Below are 18,162 nucleotides of genomic sequence, written 5' to 3'. Positions count from 1 at the left end.
GGCGACAGGTCCGAGCCCGTCTGGGCGATGCCGATGATCGGCTTGCCCGACTGCAGCTCCTCCAGCGACAGCCCGAAGTTCAGGTAGCGCTCCAGATAGAGCGCCGTCATGTCGATATTGTCCGGATTGTCGAACCAGGCGCGCGAGCGGAGCTTGGCAGCGCTGTCTGCGGTCGAGACCATGAAGTCCTTTTCGGTGGCGATACAAAAAATGGGTGACGCCGAGCGCTGCTCGCGAAGGGCGTCGCTCTTTTGTCTGACTATATATCGAGAATCGCACCGTCAAGCTGGGCCTTGGTCGGTATGGTCCAGCGCTGGCGCGCGCCTGACGCTTCGGCTGCTGACCACGCGTATTTCAGCCTGACGATTGGGGTTCAAGTGCCGCCCAACTGCCGCTAGTGAAAGCCATTTGCAGGATTTCGCACCCCATATCTCGCTAAGCGGGATGCGCGTCCAATATGTGGCACATCGTACATTATATTATTATTACAAACTGAAACTGCTCGACTCACTTACTATCTCGCTTCAGTATTTTGTCAGAGTAAATTCGAGACCATGATGCCGTCGTTCGCTTCAGTGCGAGCCGCTCAAACCACGCCCCTGGGGCAACGCGCACCGCATCGGCTGGCCTATGAGCTGCTGACCCGCATCAAGGCGGGCGTCTTCCGCGAAGGCGATTGGCTGCCGACCGCCCAGGAGCTGCTGACCGAGTTTCCGGTCAGCCGTACGGTTCTGCGAGAAGCCCTGATCATCCTGGAATGCCTGGGCCTGATAGAGTCGCATCACGGCGTCGGCAGCCAGGTCATCGTCGGCCGCCGCCGGGACGGCTCCGACACATCGAACTTCGACCTCCTGACGCTGCTGGAGGCGTGCCGCGCCTTCGAGATCGAGGCCGCCGGCCTGGCCGCCAGCCTGGACGAAGAGGACGAGCCCGTGTCGGCCCTTCCCCATCTCAGCCTGTCCGGCCCGATGACCGCCGAGACCTGCCGCCTCTTTCACGTGTCCTTGGCCCAGGCGACCGGCAATGCGGCGATCCTGGCCTCGATCGAGCACCTCTGGAACCTCGCCGCGGCCCGTCCGGCGCTTCGCGGTCCGCTCAACGCGGCGCTGGCGCGTTCGGGACGCACGGTCCGCGCGCTGCAGAGCGGCGTGGTTCAGGCGCTGGCGATGCGCTCGCCCGCCGAGACACGCAAAGCCGTCGGCGCGCTGTTCGACGGCTACGTCGCCGCCGTTTTCGACCACGAGGATCACGAACGGCTCGCCCGCATCCATCTTGAAGGGGCGCAACGTCGCCGGCGCTGGAACCGCCGGGCCGTCGCGGCCGATCGCTCGCGCGCGGACGAGGCCTAGCGCGCCTGGAAGACCAGGTTCTGGCTGAAGAACGGCAGCACGTAGTCCTGCAGCCGCAACGGCACGCCGCTGGTGTGGTCGCCCGGATAGATCTCGAAGCTGTTCTTCAGGCCGTAGCGATCCAGCACCGCGTGCAGCTTGGCCGCGTCGTCCTTCAGACCGTCGCGGTCGCCGACGTCGATGGCGATCGCCTTGTAGCGGGCGAGCTGGGAGATGTACTGGTCGACAAAGGCCAGCGGCGCGTTGGCGGCCCACTTGGCCAGGACGTCAGGACGCGCCACGCCGTTCTCGACCGGCAGGTCCAGGAACAGCGGCGGCTTGTTCGGGTTGGGCGACCAGGCCGCGGCCGTCGCCAACTGGGCGCGCAGCCCCCAGGGCAGCTTCTTGGCGTCTTCCAGCGACTTGACCTGAGCCAGGACGTCGGCGCCCTGACCGCCAGGCGGGGCGGCGTCGCGCGGCGACAGGCAGCACGGGCTCATCATGTACAGCGCGCCGAACACGTCGGCATGGCGCATGCCGATGCGGCTGGCGCCGTAGCCGCCCATCGAATGCCCGACCAGGCCACGGCTCTCGCGCGTCGCCAGGGTGCGATAGTGCTTGTCGATATAGGCCACCAGGTCCTTGGCGACGAAGGTCTCGAAGTCGCCGGTGGTCCGCGAGCTGGAATACATCGAGCCGTTGTGGACGGTCTTGCTGTCGGGCAGGACGACGATCATCTCGCGCGCGCCCTTGGCGAAGGCGTTCTCGATCGTGCGGGGCGCATGGATCTCGCCGATCCATTGCTCGGCCCCGATCGAGTAGCCGTGCAGGGCGTAGACCACCGGATAGCGCTTCTTGGGGTTGGCGGCATAGCCGGGCGGCAGGACCACGAAAACATCGCGATCGGCGCTCTCGCCCTCGAGATTGCCCTCGACGGCCACCGAGTGGACCTTGATCTTCTGGACAGTCGCCGGCTTGGCGCCCGCCACGGGCGGCGGCGCGGGCGTCGCCACCTGGGCGACGGCGGGCGCGGCGAGCAGAAGCGCCACGGCCGTGAGGGCCCCGGCGAGCGCGCTCGGGCGCGATCTACGCATGTCTTTGATGGTCATCTGAACCTCCCCTGCCGCGCGTTCAGGCTCTTGCATCGCGCGATCTGTTAGCGTTACCATTTGTCCGGCAAATAAGACGAATGTCAATCACGCTTCGGGTCGTGCTCGGCGCGACCAGATCGATTGAACCGTGCTCAGGACCGACGGCGTGACAACAACGCCGCTCGAAAAGTCGACATAAAAACACAGAGTAATAGGGAGCGCAGGATGCGATACGGATTGATGCTGGCCACGTGCGTCGGCTTGGCGATGCCAGTGACGGCGGCCCTGGCGGCGACACCCGTCAAGGTGACGATCGACGGCGCCAGCCGGACCGCGCCGGTCACCAAGTACGAGTACGGCATGTTCATCGAGCCCATCGGCGGGCTGGTGGCCCGCACCCTGTGGGCCGAGCTGCTGGACGACCGCAAGTTCTACTATCCCGTCGTCGCTCCGGCCTTCGACAAGCCGCCGCCCCTGAACGCCGAGGGCCGCCCCGGCGTCAGCTATCGCAAATGGCGACCGATCGGCGGCGACGACGCCGTGACCATGGACGCCAAGGCGCCCTATGTCGGCGAGCAGAGCCCGCGGATCGCCCTCGACGCTACGGTCCGCAAGGGCCTCTCGCAGGCCGGCATCGCCCTGGCCAAGGGCAAGCGCTACGACGGCTATGTCGTCCTCGCGGGTGATCCGACCGCGAAAGTCGAGGTCGCGCTGATCTGGGGCCCCGCCCCCAACGACCGCCAGACCATCGCCCTGCCCGCCCCCGGCGCCGACTGGAGCAAGGCGCCGATCAGCTTCACCCCGCCGGTCGACACGGCCGACGCGACCCTGGAGATCACCGGCCTGGGCTCGGGATCCTTCCGCGTCGGCGTCGCCTCGCTGATGCCGTCCGACAACATCCGCGGCTGGCGCGCCGACACCACCGCCATCGCCCGCTCGCTGAACTCGGGCATGTGGCGCCTGCCCGGCGGCAACTTCCTGTCGGACTGGGACTGGCGCAGCGCCATCGGCCCGCGCGACAAGCGCCCGCCGATGTTCGACTACGCCTGGAGCGCCATGCAGCCCGACGACATCGGCATGGACGAGTGGATGGATCTGACGAAGATCATCGGCGTCGAGCCCTATGTCACCGTCAATGCCGGCCTGGGCGACGCCTATTCGGCCGCCGACGAGGTGGAATATTTGAACGGCCCGACGACCAGCTACTGGGGCTCGCGCCGCGCCGCCAACGGCCATCCCGAGCCCTATGGCGTGAAGTTCTGGAACATCGGCAACGAGCCCTACGGCTGGTGGCAGATCGGCAAGACCTCGCTCGACTACTACACGATCAAGCACAACGCCTTCGCCAAGGCCATGCGGGCGGTCGACCCGTCGATCACCCTGATCGCCTCGGGCGCCATGGTCGACCAGGGCCACCCCAAGGGGACCAAGGAGAATGTCACGCTCGACAGCGTCGCGGGCCGGTTCGGCACCGAATGGGACTGGACGGGCGGCCTGCTGGCCAAGACCTGGGGCAATTTCGACGGCATTTCCGAACACTGGTACGACCAGCCGGAGAAGCGTCCCGACGCGCCCGCCGACGCCGAGCTGATCGAATACGCCCGCGCGCCGTCCAACCAGGTCAAGATGAAGGCCGAGCTGTGGAAGATCTACCAGCAGCGCTTCCCGGCGATGAAGGCGAAGTCGATCTTCCTGTCGATCGACGAGTACGCCTATTTCGGCCAGGTGAACCTGAAGTCGGCCCTGGCCTACGCCCTGGTGCTGCAGGAGATGCTGCGTCACACCGACTTCCTGACCATGAGCGCCTTCACCACCGGGGCCTCGACCATGGACATCACCCCGACCGACGCGGTGCTGAACTCGACGGGCCAGGTGTTCAAGCTCTATGGCGAGCATTTCGGGGCCGGCGTCACGCCGGTGTCGGTGCAGGGCGACGCGCCCCAGCCGGATCCGAAATATCCGGTCGGGTTCCTGCACCCGAAGATCAATGCCGGCAGTCCGACCTATCCGCTGGACGTCATCGCGGGCCTCAGCCCGGACGGCAAGTCGCTGCGGATCGGGGTGGTCAATCCGACGGCGACCGCCCAGACCGTGAAGCTGGACCTCAAGGCTCTGGCTTTGAAGGGCGCAGGCCGCAAGTGGGTGCTGAGCGGCGCTTCGCTGGAGGCGGCCAACAAGGTCGGCGCGCCGGCCGGCGTCTCGATCACCCAAGGCTCGGCGTCGCGCTCCAGCCTCGTGGTCTCGCCGATCTCGGCGACGGTGTTCGAGTTCCCGATCGCCAAATAGGACTGGTGAAGCCGGCCGCTTCGGCGGCCGGTTTCTAGCCGCCGCGCAGCATCTTCATGGCGATGGCGCGGATGCGGCCGTAGTTGTCCGCCAGCGGGCCCAGCAGGCCATGGCGCTCGGGCGGCATGTGCGCCAGGGGATGGCCTTCGGGGCGGAACACGTAGTGATCGAAGAAGGCGCGCCAGGCTTGCCGCTCAGCCACGGGGCGTTCGGCGATGGCGATCATCGCCAGCATCATCGTTACATAGGGCGCGTCAGGCCCGGCCGCGAAGGCGTCCCACCAGTAGTTGACCAGCAGGTTGGCCGAATCCAGGGCCTCGACCTGGTGCCACCACAGCTTGGGCAGATAGAGCGCATCGCCGGGCTCGAGCTCGATGACGATCGCCCGATCGGCGGCGTTGGCGGCGAAGCGCGGATAGCGCGGATCGTCCGGCGCGGCGCCGGCGGCCAGGCTGATCGGCTGGCCCGCCAAGGTGTGATCGATCGGTCCGACATAGAGGTCGCCGATGGCGTCGGGCGGATACAGCGTGAACCGCCGCCGGCCGCTGACCACGCAGGCCAGGTTGTCGAAGCTGTCATAGTGGCAGGCGACGCGGCTGGCATTGCCCAGCCACAGGCGCGGCCGGGCCAGCGGCGGCAAGATCTCCAGCGCATTCTCGGCAGCAAACCCCGGCGCGAAGTCATCGGCCGGCAGCGAGCCCATATAGACGCTGGGCAGGCTGGGATCGGTCGCCGCCGCGCCAATGCGTCCCAGGCCCTGCGTCAGAGACATCGACGCGCGCTCGAAATTGAAACCGTCCGGGCCGTCGCCGTAGTCGTAACGCCCCTCGATCGCCGGCGCGCCGATGAACGCTTGGCCCGCCTGCCCCGTATCGAACCGCGCCAGATAGGCCGCCAGCGCCGCCCAGCCTTGCGCGCTGGCCTCGACGACGGGCCAATGCCGGCACAGGCCGCGCAGGACGACAGGCTCGCAGCGCGCGCTCACCGTCTCCGCGAAGCCGGCGGCCGTGTCGATCATGCGGCGATCTTGTCGTTACGCAGCTTGGCCAGGCGGGAGACCTGCTTGAGCGAACCGCTCATGGCGTAGATCAGCTGCAGATAACCCTTGCGGAAGAAGTCCAGGGCGGTCGCGTCATCCAGCTCGCCCAGGGCGTCCAGGCTGACCGTGTAGAGGCCCGCCAGGTTCAGCGTCTGGCCATCGTCGAAGGACAGGTCGACATCGACCTGCTCGACCAGCCGGGCCTGCACTAGCGCCTGGATGAAGGCGTCGGTCGCGGGAACGCCGACGCTGAGCTGCGCCAGGGCGTGCTGGATGCGACGAAGCGACTGGCTGGGCTGGCCATCGGAATCGAAAAGTGACGCGCCCTGCCCTCCGGCAAAGCGCCGATGGGCCGGATCGATGGCGATGGTGTTTTCCTGAGCGACGAAGAAGCCCATGCGCTGCAGATCCAACGGCGCGAACAGCTGACCGCTGGTCCCATCGCCATTCAGCAGGTCCTCGCCCGGCTCGAAGCCGAACATGGCGCCGGTATAGAATCGCCCTGTCTCGGCGTCCTTGGTCAGGAAGATCGGACAGACCGCGGCGGCGGAAACGAACTCGCTGGCCACGATCTGGACGAAGTGCGCCGCGCCGCGCGGCGGCTCACCCAGGCGCAAGCTGGCATGGCGCTCGGCGCTCAGCATTTCCAGATTCATCGTCATCGTTTCCTCCCCATTCGCCGTCCGCCGGTCGCATTGCCTGCGCTTTTGACCCGATCGATAGACCCGATCTCACCAGCCGTTCAACCCTCGTATAATTACACCGACAAATAGATATTGATACCGGTACCTTTTGGCGTTAGCGTCACCGAATAATAATAAGAATGCGCAGGGAGGACGTGATGGCCGACATCGCAACGGCGACTACACACCCCCTCTTTGTCCTTTGAACTCGCGACGTTACGACGTTCGCGCGTGAAACCGACCGTTCGTGTCGGGCTATTGGCAAACCCATGGCACCCAGAGGGGAAACGGAAAAATGACCAGGATATATTATCAGAGTAATCGAAGCGGCAGAGGACGCGCGTCGAAAGCCGCGCTCGCCGGCGCTTCGAGTCTGCTGGCGCTGATGCTGGGCGGTGTCGCGAACGCCGCCGACCATGACGCCGCGATCGCTACGGCAGCCGTGCTGGCCGCCCCAGCGGCCGAACAGGCCGGCGCCGCTCCGAGCAGCGATCCCAGCGTCGTCGAGGAAGTGATCGTTACGGGCCTGCGCGGCTCGCTGCAGCGCAACCTCGACATCAAGCGCAACGCGGCCGGCGTCGTCGACGCCATCTCGGCCGAGGACATCGGCAAGTTCCCGGACTCCAACGTCGCCGCATCGCTGCAGCGCCTGCCGGGCGTGTCGATCCAGCGTTCGGGCGCCCGGGGCGAGCCTCAAGGCATCACGGTTCGCGGCTTCGGCGGCGACTTCAACGAAACCCTGTATGACGGCCGCCGGATCTCGACGGCCACGGGCGGTCGTTCGGTCGACTTCAGCACCGTCGGCGCGGACTTCGTCGGCGGCCTGTCGGTGCTCAAGACGCCGGACGTCAGCCTGTCGAGCAGCTCGATCGGCGCGACCGTCAACGTCGCCTTCCCCAAACCCTTCGACCATCCCGGTCGTCGCATGGCGCTCAGCGCCTCGGCTTCGGTGCAGGACGACGCCGGCAAGTTCGTGCCGACCGTCGGGGCCCTGTTCAGCGACACCTTCGCCGACAACAAGTTCGGCGTCCTGGTCGACGCGATGTACACGCGCCACGACACCCAGACCAACCGCGTCTACGTCAGCGGTTGGCCGGGCGGCTACTACGCCCCCTGCCAGCTGACCGCGACCTGCACTCCGGATCAGCTCTTGACCAAGTCGGTCCTGGGCTGGTTCGAGCAGCAGGCCGGCGCGACCCAGATCTACACCAAGGATGAGCGCATCGACGGCCGGATCGCCCTGCAATGGGCCCCGAGCGACGGTGTCGTCGTCACCCTGGACAACAACTACACGCGCCAGAACGTCCGCTCGGACAACTTCGGCTACGGCATCTGGTTCAACCAGGACGGCCTGCGCAACGTCAAGCTGGACCAGAACGGCACGACCGTCGACTTCAGCCAGGCCGGCTCGCAGACCGACTTCACGGCCGGCACGGACCGCTCGGTCCTGCAGACCAACCAGACGGGCCTGAACTTCAAGTGGGACGCTTCGGAGAACCTGAGCTTCGAGGCTGACGGCAGCTACGCCAAGAGCTGGCTGAACCCGGGTGGCCAGATCACCAGTGACAACGCCGACGTCGGCTACGGCTTCGGCATCGGTCCGTCGCTGGGCATCAGCATCGGCGGCGACAGCAAGAACACGCTGCCGGTCCTGCACAACTACGGTCCGAACGGCGACGCCACGCGCTGGGCCGACCCCTCGGTGATGGGTTCGCACGTCGTCGTGCGTCAGGCCCAGGAAAACACCGACGTCGTCAAGCAACTGCGCTTCGCCGGCGCGTGGGAACAGGAAGGCTTCAAGATCAAGGCTGGCGGCAGCTATCTGGAAGACCACTACAAGTTCCGCCAGAGCAACACCTTCGTGAACAACTACTGGCAAGCCTATCCCGGCTACGGTCCCGCCTCGGGCGCGAACGGCGGCGTGATGGTCCCGGCCAGCCTGTTTACCGACAAGGTCAGCACCAAGAACTTCATCCCCGGCTTCGACGGCGCCCTGCCGCCGTACCTGCTGAAGTTCACGGCTCAGGACTATCAGAAGTTCCTGACCGGCCTGGGCAATCCGCAGGCCAAGAACATTCCGGGCTTCAACTACGGTGGCGGCACTGTCGGCACCCAGTTCACCGGCGCGTTCGACATGGCGCTGGACAACGGCAGCATCCGGGACATCACCGAGAAGACCTGGGCGCTGTTCGTGAAGGCCAACTTCGACGTCGACGTGGCCGGCATGCCGTTCCACTTCAACGCCGGCCTGCGTCAGGAAAACACCCACGTCACCTCGGCCGGCTTCGGTCAGGTGCCGACGGCCATCACCCGCAGCACCGGTGACCCCACCCTGCTGACGGTGACCCTGAGCGCGCCGCAAGCGGTGTCGACCAAGAGCAGCTATTCCTACCTGCTGCCCAGCCTCGACATGAAGCTGGAACTGACCGAGAGCATCCACCTGCGTCTGGACGCCTCGCGCACCCTGACGCGTCCTGGCCTGAACCTGCTGACCCCCGTGGCCAGCGTGGGCACCGGCCAGCGCGTGGGCGCCCTGACGGCCAGCGGCGGCAGCCCCGCGCTGAAGCCGTACCTCGCCGACAACTTCGATGCGGCGGTGGAGTGGTACTACAAGCCGAACTCGTATGCGGCTGTGAACTTCTTCATCAAGGACGTCAGCAACTTCATCGTCGGCGGCACCCAGCGGCAGACGATCAATGGCGTGGTCGATCCGACGACCAACCAGCCGGCGATCTTCAGCGTCACCCAGCAGGTGAACGGTCCGGACGCCACCGTTCGCGGTGTCGAGCTGGCCTGGCAGCACGTGTTCGGCGACAGCGGCTTCGGCTTCAACGCCAACGCCACCCTGGTCGACACCAACCGGCCCTACAATCCGAAGGACATCTCTCAGAGTGGCTTCGCGATCACCGGCCTGGCCGACTCCGCCAACCTCGTGGCCTTCTATGACAAGAACGGCCTCGAAGCGCGGATCGCTGTGAACTACCGCAAGGAGTACCTGCGCGCCTTCGGTCAGAACCAGAACACCGGCGCCTTCGGCTCGGAACCGACCTTCGAAAATCCGAACCTGCAGATCGACTTCAGCACCAGCTATGCGATCACCAAGCAGGTCACCGGCTTCTTCGAAGCGCTCAACCTGACCAACGAAGTCCAGAGCACCCACGGGCGGTTCGATAACCAGCTGCTCGACGTGTTCGCCTATGGCCGTCGTTATACGGCTGGGGTCCGCTTCCGCTTCTAGTAACCTCCCCCACTCCCTTGGCCGGGGATATGTCTTCCCGTTTCCCCGGCCTCTTTTTTCCGAAGCGTCACCATGGTCCGCCCCGTCAAGAACATCGTCATCGTCGGCGGCGGCACCGCGGGCTGGCTCACGGCCGGACTGATCGCCGCCAAGCATAAGGCTCGCCAGTCGACGGGCTTCACCGTCACCCTGGTGGAGTCGCCCAACACGCCGATCATCGGCGTCGGCGAAGGCACCTGGCCCACGCTGCGCACCAGCCTGGCCAAGATCGGCGTCTCCGAGACCGATTTCTTCCGCGAGTGCGACGCGGCCTTCAAGCAAGGCGCCAAGTTCGCGCGCTGGACCACCGGCGCGGCCGACGACGCCTACTACCACCCCCTCATGCTCCCGCAGGGCTTCTCGCAGGTGAACCTGGCGCCGCACTGGCTGGCCGCCGGAACCGACCAGAGCTTCTGCGACGCGGTCACGCCGCAGGGCCGCATCTGCGATGACGGCCTGGCGCCCAAGACCATCACCGCCGCGCCGTATCAGGGCGCCGCCAACTACGCCTATCACCTGGACGCGGGCAAGTTCGCGCCGTTCCTGCAGCGCCATTGCTGCGAGAAGCTGGGCGTGCGCCACGTCCTGGCCGATGTGCGCAGCGTCGCTCTGGCCGAAGACGGCGACATCCGCGCCATCGACACCGAGCAGCATGGCGAGATCGAAGGCGATCTCTTCGTCGACTGCACGGGTTTCCGCTCGCTGCTGCTCGGCGAGGCCCTGGGCGTGCCCTTCCGCGACTGCGGCGACGTGCTGTTCTGCGACACGGCCCTGGCCGTGCAAGTGCCCTACGAGCACGAGAACAGCCCGATCGCCAGCCACACCATCTCCACGGCCCAGTCGGCCGGATGGATCTGGGACATCGGCCTGCCCACCCGGCGCGGCACGGGCCACGTCTATTCCAGCCGCCATATCAGCGACGACGACGCCGAGCGCGAGCTGCGCGGCTATCTGGGCCCGGCCGGCAAGGACCTGCCGGTCCGCAAGATCAAGATCCGCTCGGGCCACCGCGAGACCTTCTGGAAACGCAATTGCGTCGCCGTGGGCCTGGCCGCCGGCTTCCTGGAACCGCTCGAGGCCTCGGCCATCGTGCTGATCGAGCTGTCGGCCAAGCTGATCTCGGAACAGATGCCGGCCTGCCGCGAGGTGATGGACGTCCTCGCCGCGCGCTTCAACGCCACCACGCACTACCGCTGGGGCCGGATCATCGACTTCCTGAAGCTGCACTATGTGCTCAGCAAGCGCACCGACACCGCCTTCTGGCGCGACAACCGCGACCGCGAGACCATCCCCGATCGCCTGGCCGACCTGCTGCTGCTCTGGCGCTACCAGGGCCCCTGGCTGCATGACGAGTTCGACCGCGCCGACGAGGTCTTCCCGGCGGCCAGCTACCAGTACGTCCTCTACGGCATGGGCTTCCGCACCGAGGTCGAGATCGAGGCGCTGGCCGAGGAGCGCTTGATCGCCGAACGGGCCATCCGCGAGAGCGCCATCCAGACCGAGCGCCTGCGGGCCAGCCTGCCGCGCCACCGCGACCTGATCCGCAAGATCGTCGAGCACGGCCTGCAGCCGGTATGACCCGGCTTTCCGTGCGTGTTCTGAGGACCTCCGCCTTGGCGCTCTGCCTGGCGGGTCCGGTCGCCGCGCAGTCCCTGCCCAGCATCGCGATCCCCAAGATCACGTCGAGCGACCGTCCCAATTCCGAGCACGCCTTCGCCGGGGTGGAGATCCATGAGCGGCCGGCGTCCGTCCCGGTGGTCTTCGAGGTCTCGCCACGCGGGTCCGACGCCGGCGACGGCTCGGCGGCGCGCCCCTTCGCCACCCTGGCCCGCGCCCAGGCGGCGGTGCGCGCTGTCAACGCGGCGAACGCGGTAACCGTGCGGCTGGCCGACGGCGTCTACCGCCTGGATCCCCCCCTGCGCTTCGCCCGCGCCGACGGCGGCCAGAACGGCTTCGTCGTCCGCTGGGAAGCGGCCAAGGGCGCCAAGCCCGTGATCTCCGGCGGGGTCCGGGTCGAGGGCTGGAAACGCGCCGACGTCCAGCGCGACATCTGGGTGGCCGACATCCCGCGCGGCGCCGATCCGCGCCAGCTGTGGGTCAATGACCGCCTGGCCCACCGCGCCGCGGTCGAGGCCCCTCGCCGCGCCTTCGCCTTCCACGACTGGGGCATCGAGATCGTCGACCCCGCCTGGCGCTTCCTGGCCGACCTGCCTGACCAGGCGCGGATGGAGGTCGAGAACACCGGCTTCTTCACCGACCGCCGCGCGCGCGTGGAGAGCATCAAAGGCAATCGCATCGTGCTGGCCCAGCCCGGCTGGCGGAACAACATCATCGGCTATGACACCTTCGCCCGTCCGGTCTCGGGCGAGCGGGCCCACTTCTTCCTTCACAACGCCCTGGCCTTCGTCCGCGACGAGGGCGACTGGTGGGCCGATCCGGCCAAGGGAAAGCTCTACTACAAGCCCCGCGCCGGCGAGGCCCTGAGCGCCAGCCCGGTGATCATGCCCCGGCTGGAAGCCCTGGTGTCGATCGCCGGCGCGGCAGGCCAGCCGGTCCAGGACCTGCAGTTCTCCGGCATCGCCTTCCAGCACACCAGCTGGCTAGGCCCGTCCAGCGCCGAGGGCTATGCCAGCCAGCAGAGCGGCGCCTATCTGGCCGGCGAGGTCGCCGACTATCCGGCCGATCCCATCCGCGACTGCAGCTGGGGCTGCTGGGCGTTCGAGGCCCGGCGCAACCACTGGCGCCAGCAGCCGGCCGCCGTGCAGGTGGCCGCCGCCACGCGCGTCCTGTTCGAGGATGTCGAGTTCGCGCACCTGGGCCAGATCGGCCTGGGCGTCGGCAACGACGTCAGCGCAAATCTCAGCGGCGTCGGCCTGGAGACCCGCTCGATCGAGGTGGTCCGCAGCCGGTTCAGCGACCTGGCCGGCGGCGCGATCCTGGTCGGCGGCATCACGCCCGACGCCCACCATCCTTCGCGCCCCGAACAGGCCGTGCGCGACATCGTCATTCGCGACAACGTCATCACCAAGGTCTCGCAGGTCTATCGCGAGCAGGCGGCCATCCTGGTCACCTACGCCAGCGCCAGCCTGATCCTGCGCAACGACGTCTCCGAGACGCCCTATGACGGCATCGATGTCGGCTGGGGCTGGGGTCTGAACGATCCGGGCGGCAACACCGCCTACATGTCGCGCAAGCGCGGCTACTACGACCAGCCCGGCAACCGCGTCTACGACACGCCGACCATCCTTCGCGACACGGTGATCCTCGGCAATCGGGTGCATGGCGTGAAGCGCTGGTTCCCCGACGGCGGCGCGATCTATCACCTGTCGGCCGATCCCGGCGCGCTGATCGCCGAGAACCATGTCTACGACGTGCCGGGCGGCATCGGCGTCTATCTGGACGAAGGCTCGCGCTACATCACGGTGCGCGACAACGTATTCGACGGGCTGGGCCTGTGGGTCAATCTGAACGCCATGGACGACGCCCGTCCTCGCCGCATCACCACCGACAACACCGCGCGCGGCAACTGGCACAACGCCGGCAAGGCCAATGGGTCGTGGTCGGACTATCTCAACAACCGCCTCATCGACAACGTGACCGTCGAGGGGACGGCCTGGCCTGAAGCCGCGCGCGGCGTGATCGCGCGCGCAGGCCCTGCTCCGCCCCGCTGAACTTCTCCCCGATACGAACCCCACTCCGCTCCAAAGGCTTGCGACACATGTTGAGGACAAACTGGCGCCGATGCGCCCTGGCCACCGCGCTCTGCGCCGCGCTGTCGGTCGGCGCGACCTCTGTCCAAGCCGCTCCGGCCGGCACGGTCGACCGCGCCAAGGCCGACCGCCTGGCCACCGAGCTGGTCGGCAAGATGACGGTCGACGAGAAGGTCGAGCAGCTGCTCAACGTCGCGCCGGCCATCCCGCGCCTGGGCATCCCGGCCTACAACTGGTGGACGGAGTCGCTGCACGGCGCGCTCGGGACGCTGCCGACGACCAACTTCCCCGAACCGGTCGGCCTGGCCGCGACCTTCGATCCCGCGCTGGTCCATGACGTGGCCGGCGCGATCGGGACCGAGATGCGCGACCTGCACACCCTGGCCCGCGCGACGGGCCGCATGGGGCGCATCGGCACGGGCCTCAATACCTGGTCGCCGAACATCAACATCTTCCGCGATCCGCGCTGGGGCCGTGGCCAGGAGACCTATGGCGAAGATCCGTACCTGACGGCGCGCATGGGCGTGTCCTTCGTCCAGGGCATCCAGGGCGACAACCCCGACAACCCGCTCATCATCGCCACGCCCAAGCACTACGCCGTGCACAGCGGACCGGAGTCGACGCGCCACAGCGCCAATGTCTTCGTCTCGCGCCACGACCTGGAAGACACCTACCTGCCCGCCTTCCGCGCCGCGGTCGTCGACGGCAAGGCTGGCTCGATCATGTGCGCCTACAACCGCATCGACGGCCAGCCGGCCTGCGCCAGCGACCTCTTGCTGAAGGACCACCTGCGCGACGCCTGGAAGTTCAACGGCTACGTCGTCTCCGACTGCGACGCGGTCAAGGACATCGCCGACCACCACAAATACGCCCCGGACGCCGCCGCCGCCGTGGCCGCCTCGCTGCGGGCCGGCGTCGACAACGAGTGCAACGGCGCCACCCTGACCGACACCGACGGCCTGGCGCACCGCTACAGCGAGGCGCTGGACCGCGGCCTGATCACCATCGGCGAGATCGACACCGCGCTGGTGCGCCTGTTCTCGGCGCGCCTGCGCAACGGCGACCTGCCGGCCAATGGCGGCGAAGCGCCTCGCCCCCTGGCGCCGACCACGGTGATGACGCCCGAGCACGAAGCCCTGGCCCTGGCCGCCAGCGAGAAGAGCCTCGTCCTGCTCAAGAACGACGGGATCCTGCCGCTGAGGCCGGGCCTGCGGATCGCGGTGATCGGCCCGCTGGGCGACGCCACCCGCGTGCTGCGCGGCAACTACTCCTCGGCCCTCTCGGCTCCGCCGATCTCGGTGGTGGACGGCCTCAAGCGCGCCCTGCCCGCCGCCCAGGTGACCTATGCGCCGTTCGGGGCCTCGTTCACCGATGGCGACCGGGTGCCGACCTCGGCCCTGCGCACGCCCGACGGCAAGGCCGGGCTGCTGGCCCGCTACTTCAACACCGTCGAGCCCCCGCCCAAGCGCTTCGCGCCCGGCACGTTCGGCGACGCGGTCGCCAAGATGACCTATGCCGCCAAGCCGGTGGTCACGCGGATCGAGGCCGACGTGGCCTCCCGCAGCCTGGACCTGGCGGACGTCTCGGACCACCACCGCGTGGTCTGGACCGGCTTCCTGGTCGCGCCCGAAACTGGGACCTACCGCCTGGGCCTAACCGGCTTCAACGGCGAGATGAAGGTCGACGGCAAGCCGTTCGCCGACCTGCGCAAGTCCGGCTGGGCGAGCCTGCCGACCATGAAGACCCTGCGCCTGGAGAAGGGCCGCAAGGTCGCGATCGAGGTGAGCTCGGAGTCGCACGCCCTGTCCGGCGTCAGCCTGGTCTGGAAGCGCATCGCCACCGACCCGACCGCCGAGCTCAAGGCCGCCGCCGCCAAGGCCGATGTCCTGGTCGCGGTCGTGGGCCTCACCTCCGACCTGGAGGCCGAGGAATCCCCCGTCGAAATCCCCGGCTTCAAGGGCGGCGACAAGACCACGCTGGACATCCCCGCCGACCAGCAGGCCCTGCTCGAACAGGCCAAGGCCCTGGGCAAGCCACTGATCGTCGTGGCGATGAATGGCAGCCCGCTAAACTTCTCGTGGGCCAAGGACAATGCCGCCGCCCTGCTGGAGGCCTGGTATCCGGGCCAGTCGGGCGGCCTGGCGATCGCCAATGTGCTGACCGGCAAGACCAATCCGGCCGGCCGCCTGCCGCTGACCTTCTATCGGTCCACGGACGACCTGCCGTCCTTCGACGACTATTCCATGAAGGGCCGCACCTATCGGTATTTCGAGGGCAAGCCGGTCTATCCGTTCGGCTTTGGCCTCAGCTACACGCGCTTCGACTACAGCCCGCTGAAGCTGGAGCCGGCGGCCAAGGGCGCGGGCCAGGGCCTGAAGGTGACGACGACCGTCCGCAACACCGGCGCCAAGGCCGGCGACGAGGTCGCGCAGCTGTATCTGAACTTCCCCGACACGCCCGGCGCGCCGCGCCTGGCCCTGCGCGGCTTCCAGCGGATCTCGCTGAAGCCCGGCGAGACCCGGTCGGTGACCTTCTCACTGTCGTCGCGCGATCTGAGCTCGGTGGATCTGGACGGCGCGCGTCGCGTCAGCGCCGGCCGCTACCAGGTCAGCGTCGGGTCGGGCCAGCCGGGGACCGACGTGCCCAGCCAGTCGGCCAGCTTCGCGGTCGACGACGTCGTGGCGGTGGCCAAATGAAGCTGCTCCGCTATGGCGTGAAGGGCTCCGAGAAGCCCGGCCTGCTCGACGCCGACGGCCAGATCCGCGACCTGTCGGGCCACGTGGCCGACATCACCGGCTCCCAGCTGTCGCCGGCCAGCCTGAAGGCCCTGGCCGCCATCGATCCGGCTACCCTGCCCGTCGTCGAGGGCTCGCCCCGCTACGGCGTGCCGGTGAGCGGCGTCTCCAAGTTCATCGCCGTGGGCCTGAACTTCGCCGACCACGCCGCCGAGTCGAACCTGCCGATCCCGGCCGAACCCGTCCTGTTCACCAAGGCCGTCAGCTGCCTGACCGGCCCGAACGACAACGTCATGATCCCGCGCGGCTCGGAAAAGACCGACTGGGAGGTCGAGCTGGGCGTCGTGATCGGCTCGCGCGCCAGCTACGTCACCGAGGACGAAGCCCTCGACTACGTGGCCGGCTACGTCCTGATCAACGACGTCTCGGAACGCGCCTTCCAGATCGAGCGCGGCGGCACCTGGGACAAGGGCAAGGGCTGCGACACCTTTGGCCCCGTGGGGCCGTGGATGGTCACCGCCGACGAGGTCGGCGATCCCCAGAATCTGGGCATGTGGCTGGACGTCAATGGCCAGCGCAAGCAGGACGGCTCGTCCAAGACCATGATCTTCCCGATCAGCAAGCTGGTCTCGTACATCAGCGAGTTCATGACCCTGGAGCCGGGCGACCTGATCACCACCGGCACGCCTCCGGGCGTGGGCATGGGCCAGAAGCCGCAGCCCGTCTACCTGAAGGCCGGCGACGAGATCCGTCTCGGCATCGAAAAGCTGGGCGAGCAGCGCCAGATCGTCGTGGCCTGGTCGAAGGACGGCCCCGCCTGAACCCCACAAAAACAACAGAGGAGGACTTCATGAAAATCAACACGATATCCCGGCGTCGCGCCGGGTCCATGCTCGCCGGCTTCGGCCTGGCTCTGGCCCTGGCCACAGGCGTCCAGGCGCAGAGCGACAAGATGGTCCCGATCGCCATCCCCGCCCAGCCGAACGCCATCACGCTGAACACCGGCCCCCTGCCCGGCGCCACGGCGCAGGAGTCCTGGCACAGCCAGTACAACAGCGTCTTCGCCCGTAACGTCACGGTCGCGACCCTGACGCCCTTCCTGCCCGACCCGGCCAAGGCCACGGGCGCGGCGGTGATCGTGGCCCCAGGCGGCGGCTTCCGCACCCTGTCGATGGAGAACGAAGGCTGGGACGTCGCCAAGGCGCTGGCCGACAAGGGCGTGGCCGCCTTCGTGATCAAGTACCGGCTGAACCAGACGCCGGCCGACATGGCGGGCTTCGAGAAGTCGATGACCCAGATGTTCTCGGCCACCGCGGCGCGCCCGCGTCCCGACCCGGCGGCGGCCATCGCCGGCCTGGCCCCGCAGATCGCCGACGCGCGCGCGGCCTTCGCCCTGGTGCGCCAGCGCTCGGCGGAATGGCATGTCGATCCCGACCGTATCGGCATGGTCGGCTTCTCGGCCGGCGCCATGCTGACCCTGGCCACCACCCTGTCTGGCGAAGACGCCAAGCCCGCCTTTATCGGCCTGATCTATGGTCCGCTGTCGTCGGTCAACGTGCCCGCCGACGCCCCGCCGGCCTTCGTCGCCCTGGCCGCTGACGATCCGCTGTTCGCCACCACGGCCGGCTTTGGTCTGATCGACAGCTGGCGCGCCGCCAAGCGCCCGGTCGAGTTCCACTTCTACGAACAGGGCGGCCACGGCTTTGGCATGTACCAGAAGTCGACCACCAGCACGGGCTGGTTCGACGCCTACGCCCGCTGGCTGGGGATGCACGGCTATCTGAAGAAGAAGCCCTGAACCTCTCGTCCAGGCCCCTAAAGGATCGCCGTCCGTTCACGCGGGCGGCGATTTCTTTTTGCCCGCGTCGCTGGGCTGGCGGGTCGAATTGGCGTGAGTAGAAAAGAACCGCCCGGGTCCAAGCCGGCGAAGCGCCGTGCTGGACCCGGGCGAGATCGCCCAGGGGGGAGGTGGCGGACGACCCATGACACCCCAAGCCCGTGCGCGAAGACATC

At 67.7% G+C, this 18,162-nt stretch carries 11 protein-coding genes and 1 pseudogene; 8 read left to right on the top strand and 4 right to left on the bottom strand.

The window, feature by feature from the left end; genetic code table 11:
* Positions 1–182, bottom strand: a pseudogene (locus J7528_RS11080) (dihydroxy-acid dehydratase); the annotation flags it as partial.
* 375 nt (positions 183–557) lie between these two features.
* Here J7528_RS11080 and J7528_RS11075 point away from each other — a divergent pair.
* Positions 558–1,349, top strand: a complete 792-nt coding sequence (locus tag J7528_RS11075) for a GntR family transcriptional regulator (RefSeq protein ID WP_291874003.1) — start codon at positions 558–560, stop codon at positions 1,347–1,349.
* Here J7528_RS11075 and J7528_RS11070 read toward each other — a convergent pair.
* Positions 1,346–2,437, bottom strand: a complete 1,092-nt coding sequence (locus J7528_RS11070; protein ID WP_291874001.1) for an alpha/beta fold hydrolase — start codon at positions 2,435–2,437, stop codon at positions 1,346–1,348. The genes J7528_RS11075 and J7528_RS11070 overlap by 4 nt on opposite strands.
* A 207-nt stretch (positions 2,438–2,644) precedes the next feature.
* Between J7528_RS11070 and J7528_RS11065 the strand changes: the two genes are divergently transcribed.
* Positions 2,645–4,705, top strand: a complete 2,061-nt coding sequence (locus tag J7528_RS11065; protein WP_291873999.1) for an alpha-L-arabinofuranosidase C-terminal domain-containing protein — start codon at positions 2,645–2,647, stop codon at positions 4,703–4,705.
* A gap of 34 nt (positions 4,706–4,739) precedes the next feature.
* Here the strand turns inward: J7528_RS11065 and J7528_RS11060 are convergent, their stop codons facing one another.
* Positions 4,740–5,723: a cupin-like domain-containing protein gene (locus J7528_RS11060; protein ID WP_291873997.1), complete on the bottom strand. Its 984-nt coding sequence runs from the start codon at positions 5,721–5,723 to the stop codon at positions 4,740–4,742.
* Entirely contained in the window at positions 5,720–6,406 is a 687-nt protein-coding gene (locus tag J7528_RS11055) for a SapC family protein (protein ID WP_291873995.1), read from the bottom strand. Before J7528_RS11055 ends, J7528_RS11060 begins: the two co-directional genes overlap by 4 nt.
* Positions 6,407–6,812: 406 nt before the next feature.
* Between J7528_RS11055 and J7528_RS11050 the strand changes: the two genes are divergently transcribed.
* From J7528_RS11050 to J7528_RS11025, 6 genes are all read left to right on the top strand, one after another.
* Positions 6,813–9,665: a TonB-dependent receptor gene (locus tag J7528_RS11050; RefSeq protein ID WP_291873993.1), complete on the top strand. Its 2,853-nt coding sequence runs from the start codon at positions 6,813–6,815 to the stop codon at positions 9,663–9,665.
* A 72-nt stretch (positions 9,666–9,737) separates the two neighbouring features.
* A complete protein-coding gene (locus tag J7528_RS11045) occupies positions 9,738–11,282 on the top strand; it encodes a tryptophan halogenase family protein (protein ID WP_291873991.1) in 1,545 nt (514 codons plus the stop codon).
* Between the two features lie 35 nt (positions 11,283–11,317).
* Positions 11,318–13,375 carry a right-handed parallel beta-helix repeat-containing protein gene (locus J7528_RS11040; protein ID WP_291873989.1) on the top strand — a complete coding sequence of 686 codons (2,058 nt, stop codon included), beginning with the start codon at positions 11,318–11,320 and terminating at the stop codon, positions 13,373–13,375.
* A gap of 47 nt (positions 13,376–13,422) precedes the next feature.
* Positions 13,423–16,110: a glycoside hydrolase family 3 C-terminal domain-containing protein gene (locus tag J7528_RS11035; protein ID WP_291873988.1), complete on the top strand. Its 2,688-nt coding sequence runs from the start codon at positions 13,423–13,425 to the stop codon at positions 16,108–16,110.
* Positions 16,107–16,970, top strand: coding sequence for a fumarylacetoacetate hydrolase family protein (locus tag J7528_RS11030; RefSeq protein ID WP_291873986.1), 864 nt, complete (start codon positions 16,107–16,109; stop codon positions 16,968–16,970). Before J7528_RS11035 ends, J7528_RS11030 begins: the two co-directional genes overlap by 4 nt.
* Positions 16,971–16,999: 29 nt before the next feature.
* The gene (locus J7528_RS11025) at positions 17,000–17,947 is read left to right on the top strand and encodes an alpha/beta hydrolase (RefSeq protein ID WP_291873984.1); all 948 of its coding nucleotides are present in this window, start codon (positions 17,000–17,002) and stop codon (positions 17,945–17,947) included.
* Positions 17,948–18,162 lie beyond the last annotated feature (215 nt).

The organism is Caulobacter sp. (assembly GCF_017744445.1).
Classification (GTDB): Bacteria; Pseudomonadota; Alphaproteobacteria; order Caulobacterales; family Caulobacteraceae; genus Caulobacter.
Note: the sequence above shows the minus strand (reverse complement) of the source record. Positions and strands in the feature narration are given on the sequence as shown.

Coding starts and splice junctions, on each gene's coding strand:
- J7528_RS11075 (WP_291874003.1), top strand. CDS start 558: ATGCCGTCGTTCGCTTCAGTGCGAGCCGCTCAAACCACGCCCCTGGGG.
- J7528_RS11070 (WP_291874001.1), bottom strand. CDS start 2,437: ATGACCATCAAAGACATGCGTAGATCGCGCCCGAGCGCGCTCGCCGGG.
- J7528_RS11065 (WP_291873999.1), top strand. CDS start 2,645: ATGCGATACGGATTGATGCTGGCCACGTGCGTCGGCTTGGCGATGCCA.
- J7528_RS11060 (WP_291873997.1), bottom strand. CDS start 5,723: ATGATCGACACGGCCGCCGGCTTCGCGGAGACGGTGAGCGCGCGCTGC.
- J7528_RS11055 (WP_291873995.1), bottom strand. CDS start 6,406: ATGACGATGAATCTGGAAATGCTGAGCGCCGAGCGCCATGCCAGCTTG.
- J7528_RS11050 (WP_291873993.1), top strand. CDS start 6,813: ATGCTGGGCGGTGTCGCGAACGCCGCCGACCATGACGCCGCGATCGCT.
- J7528_RS11045 (WP_291873991.1), top strand. CDS start 9,738: ATGGTCCGCCCCGTCAAGAACATCGTCATCGTCGGCGGCGGCACCGCG.
- J7528_RS11035 (WP_291873988.1), top strand. CDS start 13,423: ATGTTGAGGACAAACTGGCGCCGATGCGCCCTGGCCACCGCGCTCTGC.
- J7528_RS11030 (WP_291873986.1), top strand. CDS start 16,107: ATGAAGCTGCTCCGCTATGGCGTGAAGGGCTCCGAGAAGCCCGGCCTG.
- J7528_RS11025 (WP_291873984.1), top strand. CDS start 17,000: ATGAAAATCAACACGATATCCCGGCGTCGCGCCGGGTCCATGCTCGCC.